A 10,410-nucleotide genomic window follows, 5' to 3' on the forward strand; every position below is an offset into this window, starting at 1 on the left:
GTGGTACGCCGACCGCGGCATCGACGTCCGCACGGGCACGCGCGTCGAGCGGATCGACCTCGGCGGCAAGGTCGTGGACGCGGCGGGCGCCAGTCAGCCCTTCGACCGGTTGCTGATCGCGACCGGCGCGCAGCCGCGGACGTTGCCGTTGACGCCCACCGAGCACATCGACGTCGCCTACCTGCGCAGCCTCGATCACGCCCGTCGACTGCGCGAGCGGCTCGGCAGCGGCAGCCGCCTCCTCGTGGTCGGCGGTGGCTGGATCGGGATGGAGGTGGCGGCCACGGCCCGTGAGCGCGGCGTCGAGGTCACGCTGGTGGAGCCGGCGGCGCAACCACTGCTCACCGTCCTCGGCCCGGAGCTGGGTCAGCGGTTGGCGAAGGTCCACCGCGACCACGGTGTCGACCTGCGGACCTCGACCTCGCTCGAGAGTCTGCAGGGCGGACGCGCGCGCCTCAGCGACGGCAGCGAGATCGACGTCGACACGGTCCTGGTCGGGATCGGCGCGGTGCCCGACGCCGCGCTCGCCACGGCGGCCGGCCTCGACGTGGACAACGGGATCCTGGTCGACGCGGGCCTGCGTTCCAGCCACCCCGACGTCTTTGCGGCGGGTGACGTCGCCAACCATGCCCATCCTCTGCTGAAGGAGCGGGTGCGCGTCGAGCACTGGCAGAACGCCGTCAGCCAGGGCAAGGCCGCCGCCCATGCCCTGATGGGTGAGGACGTCGTCTACGACGACCTGCCCTCCTTCTTCTCCGACCAGTACGACCTCGGGCTGGAGTACTTCGGCCACCCGGGGTCCGCCGGCCCGGACTCGGTCCGCATCGAGGACGGCTCCAGCGGTCCGGATGCGCTCATCGCCCGGTGGTACCGCGGGGACGTCCTGGTGGCCGCGATGCACATCAACGAGTGGGACAGGTCGAAGGAGCTGGCGGAGCAGGTGCGGGCGGCGCGCTGATCTAGGCTCGCCGACGTGGACGGTTGCGTGTTCTGCCAGATCATCAGCGGTGACGCGACCGCGGCGGTCGTACTGGAGCGCCCCGATGTCGTCGCCTTCCTCGACCAGCGACCGGTGTTCAAGGGGCACGTGCTGCTCGTCCCCCGAGAGCACGTCGAGACGCTGCCCGACCTGCCGAGCCAGCAACGCGACGGCTTCCTGGGCGCCGCGCAGGACCTCGCGACCGCGCTCACATTGGGCCTCGGCGCGCAGGGCTCCTTCGTCGCGGTCAACAACACCGTCAGCCAGTCGGTGCCGCACCTCCACCTGCATGTCGTCCCTCGCACCAAGGGCGACGGGTTGCGCGGGTTCTTCTGGCCTCGCACCAAGTACGCCGCAGGCGAGATCGACGACTACGCGGCCCGACTCCGGGCCGCTCTGGCCCAGTGAATGGCCCTGTGAATGGCCCAGTGAGTGGCGGAGTGACCGGCGGCGGCAACGACGGCGCCGCGAGCACTGGGCCACGTCCTGACCCGGGACGAGCCGCACCCCCGGGGGTACTAGGGTCGGGCCGTCCAGTTCTACGAGGAGGAGTCACCATGGGTCGCTTTGACGGTCGCATCGCAGTCATCACCGGAGCCGCACGCGGCATCGGATTCGGTACGGCGCAGCGCTTCGCCAGCGAGGGCGCGTCGATCGCGATCCTCGACCTCGACGAGTCGGCGGCCCAGGACGCGGCAGCGCGGCTCGAGCTGACCGATGGTGCCAAGGCGATCGGCGTCGGCTGCGACGTCTCCGACTCGGCGGCCGCCGATGCTGCGATCCAGCAGGTCGTCGACGGGCTCGGTGGCATCCACATCCTCATCAACAACGCTGGCATCACCCGCGACAACCTGCTCTTCAAGATGACCGAGGAGGACTGGGACCTCGTCATGGGCGTGCACCTCAAGGGGCCGTTCAACATGACCAAGGCTGCCCAGAAGCACTTCGTGGAGCAGAAGTACGGCAAGATCCTCAATCTCTCGAGCGTCTCCGCACTCGGCAATCGCGGTCAGGCCAACTACTCCGCGGCCAAGATGGGCATCCAGGGCTTCACCCGCACGCTCGGCATCGAGCTCGGCCCCTTCGGCATCAACGCCAACGCCATCGCGCCCGGCTTCATCGCCACCGAGATGACCGATGCGACCGCCGCCCGGCTCAAGCTCGGGGTCGAGGAGTTCCGCCAGCTGAACGCCGACGCCAACCCCGTCCGCCGAGTCGGTTTCCCCGAGGACATCGCCGCCGCGGCGGCCTTCTTGTGCAGCGACGAAGCCTCCTACATCACTGGCCAGACTCTGTACGTCGACGGCGGCGCCAAGCTCGGCTGACCCCGTCCGACCCGGCTCTGCGGTGGTCGGATCGACGTCTCGGGAGCGAGACGCTGCTCACGCCGGATCCCGCTTTCACGCTCAGCACCGACCGATACGCCCAGCCTGGCGTGTCGGTCGGTTGGATTTTTGCGTCCCCGGCTGCCTAGCGTCGAGGGTCGACTCCGCCGATTCAACGCGGCGAAGCATCCAACCGAATAGCCCTCTCCGGCAACGCCGAGTCCTGCCCGCCGGAGATGGACCCCCGAACACGTTCATCGGGCAGGAGTGGGGGACCCACAGGTTCCACTGCCGGCTGCGGCGCTGACCAGCGTCGCGGACGGCTCGGGGTGAAGTCACCGCACGGTGACGGGGCACTTTCCAGCTCCAACCCGACAGCTCACCTCACAGGCGTGGGAAAGGAATCTGCCATGCCTGCGATTCGTCGCATGGCGCGCACCTGCGCGCTCACGCTCATCACCCTGGGAGTCACCGCCACCACCGTGGGCGGCGCTCCCGCCAACGCCGCCGACGAAGGGACCGACTTCCGCTCTGGCGCCGTCGCCCTCGACAGCGGCCAGGTCAAGACGTTCGACAAGTCCCTTGCCGCTCGCCAGCAGCGGGCCGCCCAACGGTTCGACTCGCGGATCCTCGCCGCCCAGCGGACCGCGCTCGCCCAGCGCGGTGACGCCTACTCCTACGGTTCGGCCGGCCCGTACGCGTTCGACTGCTCCGGTCTCATCTTCTACAGCTACCGCCGCCTCGGACTCAACGTCCCGCGCACGTCGGCTGCGCAGGCGGCCTACACCCACCGCATCGCGAAGCAGGACATGCGCCCCGGCGACCTGATGTTCTTCGCCAACTCCGGCGGGGTCTACCACGCGGGGATCTTCATCGGCACCAAGCACGGTCAGCCGATGATGCTGCACTCGCCCGGCTCGGGTCAGCGGGTCGTCGTGGCCGCGCCGTGGACCAGTTCCTGGTTCGGCGGCACCCTGCGTCGCTGAGTTGCGTGACGGGCGCATCCACCCGAGGGTGGGTGTGCCCGTGTGACCGGGCCCACCGTTTGGGCGCGCCTTCCGTCTCGGGTTTCGAGGCGGAGTGACACTGGCCTCGAGCCCTTCCCCACCCCTGTGATCGGAGTACGCCGTGCACCCCCGCCTGCGAACCTCAGTCGCCGCCCTCGCGGTGACCGCCCTGCTGACCGGGCTGGCTGCCTGCGGCGGTGACGACGAGACCCCCGAGTCGAGCTCGTCCTCCGCCGACCCGACGACGGAGGCCAGCGAGACGCCCGAGGAGCCGGCCCTGTGGCCGCTCACCGGTCTGGAGGTCGAGGGCAAGGCTCCGGCCCACCCCGTGCTGGTCACCAAGGTCGACAACACGTCGTCCAGCTCCCCGCAGATCGGCCTCGGGTCGGCCGACATGGTCGTCGAGGAGCTGGTCGAGGGCGGGATGACGCGGCTCGCCGCGTTCTACTACTCCAAGATCCCCTCGGTCGTCGGTCCCGTGCGGTCGATGCGCGCCAGCGACATCGGGATCGTGCCGACCGGCGCCCACGTCATCACGAGTGGTGCCGCGGCGATCACCCTGGCCCGGATCAACAAGGCGGGCATCCCGTTCGTCACCGAGGGCGCCAAGGGCGTCTATCGCGAGACGTCGCGCTCGGCGCCGTACAACCTCTTCTCCCACCCCGACGTGATCGCGAAGGGCATCAAGGGCGGCGAGGCCCCCAAGCCCTACCTCGACTTCAGCACGGACTTCACGGGTGGCAAGAAGGCCAACACGCTGACTGCCTCCTTCGGTGGCCACACGACGAGCTGGGCCTTCCATGGTGGGAAGTACGTCAACACCGACTCCTATGCCGCCGAGGGCGACCAGTTCCCCGCGACCAGCATCTTGGTGATGCGGGTCGCCATCGGCGACGCGGGCTACCGCGACCCGGCGGGCTACCTCGTGCCCGAGACGAAGTTCGAGGGCACCGGCCCCGCGCAGCTGTTCCACGACGGCCAGGTCGTGCAGGGCACCTGGAGCAAGAACGGGCTGACCGGCGCGATCAAGCTCAAGAACAAGTTGGGTGACGAGCTCACCGTGCCCGCGGGCCACGTGTGGATCGAGCTGGTGCCCCAGGGCACGGGCAACGTCACCTGGGCGAAGTAGCCGTCGCCGCTCGGTCGCCGCTCAGTCCTGGGTGTCGGTGACCGGACGCGCTGGGTCCGGCATCGGCACGCCGGCAGCGGCCAGCGACTGGAAACCGGCCAGGATGAAACCGATCGCCGCCTCCACCCGGAGCGCGGCCATGGCCGGGTCGTCGCTGGTCGCGACCGACTCGCCGGCCGACGACATCGCGCCGAAGAAGATGCGCGTGAAGGTCTGCAGCATCTCCTCGTCGAGGTCCCAGGTGCCTGCGGTGAGTACGGCGCGGACGATCTCCACGACGGTCGCGAACGTCGAACGCTCCTCATGCTCGCGGAACCGCTCGAAGCCCAGCACCGACGGCCCGTCCTGGATCACGATCCGGCGATAGCTCGGCTGCTGGACGACGTCCAGGAATGAGCCCAGACCGGCCTGTGCCTTGCGCCAGGGGTCGCGCTCGCCCTTGAGGCCGGCCTGGATCGCGGTGCGGGCCTCCGCCTCGATCCGCTCGAAGACCGCCTCGAAGAGTGCCTGCTTGCCGGAGAAGTGGTGGTAGAGGGCGCCCTTGGTCACGCGGGCACCGGCCACGATCTGGTCCAGGGAGGTGGCGGAATAGCCCTGCTCGGTGAGGAGTTCCTCGGCAACGTCGATCAGGGCCCGCTTGGTGGAGGCCGAATACTGCGCGCGCCGACTCGTCACCCGCGGGACACTGGGCACCTTCGAGATCAGCCTGGCGGCGGCGGGTTTGCTCATCCGGCGAGTCTAGGACCGACCCGCGATAGGTGAGTGGACCTGCTGTGGGCGGAGTCACGGGCGCCGTCGTTGAAGGCCCCGGACGCGTCGCATACTCTGAGTACGTACTGACAGTATGTGAGTCACGAGCAAGGAGCCGCCATGACCTGGACGTCCTTCCACCACCGCGGAGAGGTTCTCCGCACCGTGATCACCGAGGCCGACGCCCGACGTGACGGCCACCTGCCGATGCACGTGGACGGCGTGGCAGAGACGTTCCGCGACGAGCTGACCCTGCTCGGCGCCCTGACGCTTCGGTGGCACACCCGCCTGGCCGGTCACATCGAGCGCGAGCTCATGACAGAGCCGATGGACCTCGAGGGCGCCGTCATCGACGCCTGGCAGGCAACGGCCGACGAGCTGCCCGGAGTGCTGGCGATCCTCGACCACCACCGCGCCGAGCCTCGCGATGACGCCATGGCGTCGGCCGTGAGGACCTCGACGGCCAAGGAGCACATGCTGCTGGCCGTGATGGCCGGGCGGAGCTCCGCGAGTGACGACCTCGCGGCCCGCGTCGGCGAGCAGATCGCCCACCGCGCGCGTGCGACCCGACCCGTCGCTCCGGTCGCTGCCGACTCCGCGTCGTCGACCTCGCTGGTCGAGCGCCTCAAGGCGGTCCTGCACGCGGCCTGACGGGGACCGTCGCATGTCCTGTGCGCCCTGTCCCCGTGCGCCATACTTGGGCCATGATCCGAGGGACCGACGTGGCACCGGGCACGTTGTTGCTCGCGACCGCCGAGTTGGCCGATCCCAACTTCGCGCACACCGTCGTGATGCTGCTCGACGTCAACGACGAGGGCGCGCTGGGCATCGTGCTCAACCGTCCCTCGCCCGTCCTGGTGGCCGAGGTGCTCGAGCCCTGGGGCGCGCTGTGCGCGGAGCCCGAGGTGCTGTTCCGCGGCGGTCCGGTCAGTCCCGACGGCGCGCTGGCGATTGCGCTGCTGCGTGACAGCGAGGACGTGCCGGTCGGCTTCCGGACCGTGGTGGGCCGACTGGGCATGCTCGACCTCGACACGCCCGTGGAGCTCGTCGACGGAGGCATCGGCGGGGTGCGGGTCTACGCCGGATATGCCGGCTGGGGCGCCGAGCAGCTGCAGGAGGAGATCGCCGAGGGCAGCTGGTACGTCGTGGCGGGGGAGGCCGGCGACGCCTTCCGCGCCGATACCACCGACCTGTGGCGCGACGTGCTCCGCCGGCAGCCCGGGCACCTGGCGTGGCACACCACACGACCTGTGGATCCCAACCTGAATTGACGGGCCGACTGACCTAGACTCCTGCCCATGAGCACCATCGGATTCTCGCCCGGCACGCAGACGATCGAAGACCGTCGCACCCAGCCGACCGACGATGGCGACCACGAGAAGTTCAGTCACTACGTCCCCAAGGACAAGCTCACCGAGGCGATGGTGATGGGCACTCCGGTCATCGCGCTGTGCGGCAAGGTGTGGGTGCCGTCGCGGGCGCCGGAGAAGTTCCCGGTGTGCCCCGACTGCAAGGACATCTGGGAGCAGATGAAGCCCGGCGGCGGCGACTCGGGCGACTCGGGCAACCAGGGCCCGGACGCGTGACGGAGCGCCCCGACCCCATCAATCCGTCCCCTGTTCTCACCCCCGCCTGGCCCGATCGGGCTGCCTGGGGAACCGCCCCCCTGCTGCGCGCGTGGCAGCAGGCGGCGATGGACAAGTACGCCGCGACGTCGCCGCGTGACTTCCTGACCGTCGCGACGCCGGGAGCCGGCAAGACGACCCTCGCCCTGTCGGTGGCGGCCGAGCTGCTCGGGCGCCGGCTGATCGACCGGATCACGGTGGTGGCCCCGACCGAGCACCTCAAGACGCAGTGGGCCGAGGCCGCCGCACGTGCCGGCATCCCGCTCGACCCGACCTACAGCGCCGGCTCGGGCAAGACCTCGAAGGACTTCGTCGGCATCGCCGTGACCTATGCCGGGGTCGCGGTCAACCCGCTCGCGATGCGCATCCGCACCGAGCGCTTCAAGACACTGGTGATCCTCGACGAGATCCACCACGCCGGCGACGCGATGTCGTGGGGCGAGGGGGTGCGAGAGGCGTTCCAGCCGGCCACCCGTCGGCTCGCCCTGACCGGCACGCCCTTCCGCTCCGACATCAACCCGATCCCGTTCGTCACCTATGCGCCGGGCGACGACGGCATCCCGCGCTCGGTCGCCGACTTCACCTACGGCTACGCCCACGCGCTGGCCGACCACGTCGTGCGGCCGGTGCTGTTCATGGCCTACTCCGGTGAGATGACCTGGCGCACCCGCGCCGGCGACGAGGTCCTGGCCCGGCTGGGGGAGCCCCTCACCAAGGACATGCACGCGCAGGCCCTGCGCACGGCCCTGGACCCGTTGGGGTCGTGGATGCCGGCGGTGCTCGAGGCGGCCGACACGCGGCTCTCGGAAGTGCGCCGCCACATGCCGGACGCCGGTGGGCTGGTCATCGCCTCGGATCAGGACTCCGCCCGCGCCTACGCCGCCCTGCTCCGCAAGATCAGCGGCGAGGCACCCGTCGTCGTCGTCTCGGACGAGAAGGCGGCGTCGAAGAAGATCGGCCAGTTCGGCGACTCGGACAAGCGATGGATGGTCGCGGTCCGGATGGTCTCCGAAGGCGTCGACGTGCCGCGTCTCGCCGTCGGCGTCTGGGCCACCACCACCGGCACGCAGCTCTTCTTCGCCCAGGCGGTCGGCCGGTTCGTGCGTGCCCGGGGGCGTGGCGAGACGGCGTCGGTGTTCCTGCCGTCGGTGCCGCACCTGCTCGGCTTCGCCTCCGAGATGGAGGTCGAGCGCGATCACGTGCTCGGCCGCGCGGTCGGCAGCGAGGACGACATCTTCGCTGCCGAGAACGACCTGCTGGCGCAGGCCAATGCCGGTGAGAGCGCCTCGAGCGAGCTCGAGATGTCCTTCGAGGCGCTCGGCTCGACGGCCTCCTTCGACCGGGTGCTCTACGACGGTGGCGAGTTCGGCCACTCCGGCGAGGTGCGCGTCGGCTCGGAGGAGGAGATGGACTTCCTGGGCATCCCGGGTCTCCTCGAGCCCGAGCAGGTGCGCGAGCTGTTGCACTCCCGCACCAGTGAGCGGGCCAAGCGGCAGAAGGCGGCCGCGGCTCGCGAGCCCGACACGGTCGCCGAGCTGACCACCCACGAACAGCTCGCCGTGCTGCGCCGCGAGCTCAACGGACTGGTGGCCGCCTGGCACCACCGCACCGGCCAGGCCCACGGGATCACCCACGCGACGCTGCGCAAGGAGTGCGGGGGTCCCGCCGCGGCCGTCGCGTCCGCGGAGCAGCTGCACGCCCGGATCAACCGGGTCCGCGAGTGGGCGATGCGGCAGACGTCCTAGGTCCGCGTTGTCCGGGGCCGCGATTTCGACCTCTCGAGGGGCAGGCTGAACACGTCGTCCGAGGGCTAGCCTGAGGTATGGCCGCCGAGACCTCCCAGACGCTGGACCGGGGCCTGCGTGTCCTGCGAGTCCTCGCCGAAGCGCCCGAGGGGCTGACCGTCACCGAGCTCTCGCAGCAGATGGCCGTCAACCGGACGGTGGTCTATCGCCTGATCAGCACGCTCGAGCAGCACGCGCTGGTCAGGCGCGACACCCGCGGCCGGCTCTTCATCGGGCTCGGGGTGCTCCACCTCGCCTCGGCGGTCCAGCCGCTGCTCCGCGACCTCGCCGTGCCGGTGCTGCGCTCGCTCGCCGAAGCCATCGGGTGCACGGCCCACCTCACTGTCGCTGACGGCGACGAGGCACTCGCGCTCGCGGTGGTCGAGCCGACGTGGACCGACTTCCACGTGGCCTACCGGATCGGTTCGCGGCACCCGCTCTCGGCCGGCGCGGCCGGCAAGGCGATCGGCCTGCTGAGCGAGCCCGACAGTGCGCCGTACGCCGTGACGGTGGGGGAGCTCCAGTCGGGCGCGCGCGGGCTGGCCGCGCCGGTGCGAGGGCTCGAGGGACTACGCGCCAGTGTCGGGATCGTGACGCTCGACGACTCCATCGACGAGATGCTCGTCGCGCCGCGCGTGATCGCCGCCGCCAGGGAAGTCGCCGAGCGGTTGAGATGAGGGCTAACGCGGCGTGGTCGCCGCGACGCGGGCCAGGGGCAGCACGCGGTGCTCGATCTGCGCCGCGAGCGCGATCACGGTCGTCGAGCGCTCGATGCCGCTGTTGGCGAGGACGTGGTCGATGACCCGCTGCAGGTCGGCGTTGGAGCGCGCCACGACCCGCGCCCACATGTCGCCGGCGCCGGTGATGGTGTAGGCCTCGAGCACCTCGGGGATCGTTGCGAGGTGGCGTGCGATGGCGTTGTGGCCGGAGCCCTGGCGGATCTCGAGGGTCAGGAACGCCATCACCGGGAAGCCGAGCGACGCCGGCGACAGCTCCGGGCCCCATCCGGTCACGACACCGGTGACGGCGAGTCGATCGAGCCGGGCCTGCACAGTGCCGCGGGCCACCCCGAGGCGTCGGCTCGCCTCGAGGACGCCGATGCGTGGCTCCTTCGCGAACAGTTCGATCACATGTGAGTCCAGATCGTCCATGCGGAGACTCCTGAGTGTGCAAGTTGTCCAGCGTTTCGGCGTACTCTTGCACACCTTGCCTCTCACTCGGCACAGTTGACTCCATGACTGACACCACGCTGACCGTGCTCACCGCCGAGGAGCAGCAGGCCGGACTCACCCTGGAGCAGCTCCAGCAGCTGGTCGGGCTCGTCGAGTACGACGCCTCGACCGACCCGTTCCCGGTGATCGCGCAGGATGCCGTCTGCTTCGTGGTCGGCAACGCGACCCAGACCGCGAACTTCTATCAGCTGGCCCTCGGCATGGAGCTCGAGGCCTATCGCGGGCCCGAGACCGGCCACCGCGGCGCCAAGTCCTACGTCCTGCGCTCCGGCTCCGCGCGCTTCGTCTTCACCGGCGCGGTCACGCCCGACAGCCCGGTGCTCGATCACCACCACAGGCACGGCGACGGTGTGGTCGACCTGGCCATCGAGGTGCCCGACGTCGACAAGTGCATCGACCACGCCCGCGCGATGGGAGCCACGATCCTGGTCGAGCCGCACGACGAGTCCGACGAGCACGGCACCGTGCGGCTGGCCGCGATCGCGACGTACGGCGAGACCCGCCACACCCTCGTCGACCGCTCCGGCTACAGCGGTCCCTACCTGCCCGGCTTCGTCGCCCGCGCCTCGACGGTCGTGC

13 protein-coding genes and 1 riboswitch are annotated in these 10,410 nt (G+C 70.3%); of the genes, 11 read left to right on the forward strand and 2 right to left on the reverse strand.

Translation table 11 applies throughout. From position 1 onward, the window contains the following. From RMO85_RS03055 to RMO85_RS03075, 5 genes are all read left to right on the forward strand, one after another. The coding region (locus RMO85_RS03055) for an FAD/NAD(P)-binding oxidoreductase (RefSeq protein WP_310526393.1) at window positions 1-958 on the forward strand (958 nt) is incomplete at its 5' end. 15 nt (window positions 959-973) lie between these two features. Next, window positions 974-1,387, forward strand: a complete 414-nt coding sequence (locus RMO85_RS03060; protein ID WP_310526394.1) for an HIT family protein — start codon at window positions 974-976, stop codon at window positions 1,385-1,387. Between the two features lie 149 nt (window positions 1,388-1,536). After that, window positions 1,537-2,304, forward strand: a complete 768-nt coding sequence (locus RMO85_RS03065; protein ID WP_310526395.1) for a 3-oxoacyl-ACP reductase FabG — start codon at window positions 1,537-1,539, stop codon at window positions 2,302-2,304. A 204-nt stretch (window positions 2,305-2,508) separates the two neighbouring features. Beyond that, a riboswitch (cyclic di-AMP (ydaO/yuaA leader) is annotated at window positions 2,509-2,710 on the forward strand. A gap of 4 nt (window positions 2,711-2,714) precedes the next feature. Further along, window positions 2,715-3,290 (forward strand): C40 family peptidase, encoded by a 576-nt coding sequence (locus tag RMO85_RS03070; protein ID WP_310526397.1) that lies wholly within the window; start codon window positions 2,715-2,717, stop codon window positions 3,288-3,290. Window positions 3,291-3,432: 142 nt separating this feature from the next. Continuing rightward, entirely contained in the window at window positions 3,433-4,440 is a 1,008-nt protein-coding gene (locus tag RMO85_RS03075) for a DUF3048 domain-containing protein (protein WP_310526398.1), read from the forward strand. Window positions 4,441-4,461: 21 nt separating this feature from the next. Here RMO85_RS03075 and RMO85_RS03080 read toward each other — a convergent pair whose 3' ends face one another. Then, on the reverse strand, window positions 4,462-5,169 hold the full coding sequence (locus RMO85_RS03080; RefSeq protein ID WP_310526399.1) for a TetR/AcrR family transcriptional regulator: 708 nt from the start codon (window positions 5,167-5,169) through the stop codon (window positions 4,462-4,464). A 141-nt stretch (window positions 5,170-5,310) separates the two neighbouring features. On the opposite strand from RMO85_RS03080, the gene RMO85_RS03085 reads away from it, so the two are divergent. The 5 genes from RMO85_RS03085 (at window position 5,311) to RMO85_RS03105 (ending at window position 9,276) form a co-directional block, all read left to right on the forward strand. Further along, entirely contained in the window at window positions 5,311-5,841 is a 531-nt protein-coding gene (locus RMO85_RS03085) for a hypothetical protein (RefSeq protein ID WP_310526400.1), read from the forward strand. 53 nt (window positions 5,842-5,894) lie between these two features. Then, complete coding sequence (locus RMO85_RS03090) at window positions 5,895-6,461, forward strand: YqgE/AlgH family protein (protein WP_310526401.1); 567 nt, start codon at window positions 5,895-5,897, stop codon at window positions 6,459-6,461. 27 nt (window positions 6,462-6,488) lie between these two features. Further along, complete coding sequence (locus RMO85_RS03095; protein ID WP_310526402.1) at window positions 6,489-6,776, forward strand: DUF3039 domain-containing protein; 288 nt, start codon at window positions 6,489-6,491, stop codon at window positions 6,774-6,776. Beyond that, a complete protein-coding gene (locus RMO85_RS03100) occupies window positions 6,773-8,560 on the forward strand; it encodes a DEAD/DEAH box helicase (protein WP_310526403.1) in 1,788 nt (595 codons plus the stop codon). Before RMO85_RS03095 ends, RMO85_RS03100 begins: the two co-directional genes overlap by 4 nt. Window positions 8,561-8,637: 77 nt before the next feature. Next, window positions 8,638-9,276 (forward strand): helix-turn-helix domain-containing protein, encoded by a 639-nt coding sequence (locus RMO85_RS03105; RefSeq protein ID WP_310526404.1) that lies wholly within the window; start codon window positions 8,638-8,640, stop codon window positions 9,274-9,276. Window positions 9,277-9,279: 3 nt separating this feature from the next. Here RMO85_RS03105 and RMO85_RS03110 read toward each other — a convergent pair whose 3' ends face one another. Further along, entirely contained in the window at window positions 9,280-9,750 is a 471-nt protein-coding gene (locus RMO85_RS03110; RefSeq protein ID WP_310526405.1) for an Lrp/AsnC family transcriptional regulator, read from the reverse strand. A gap of 83 nt (window positions 9,751-9,833) precedes the next feature. Here RMO85_RS03110 and RMO85_RS03115 point away from each other — a divergent pair. Beyond that, window positions 9,834-10,410, forward strand: a 577-nt coding sequence (locus RMO85_RS03115) for a VOC family protein (protein WP_310526406.1), incomplete at its 3' end; no start/stop codon positions are given.

The organism is Nocardioides sp. (assembly GCF_031422975.1).
Classification (GTDB): Bacteria; Actinomycetota; Actinomycetes; order Propionibacteriales; family Nocardioidaceae; genus Nocardioides.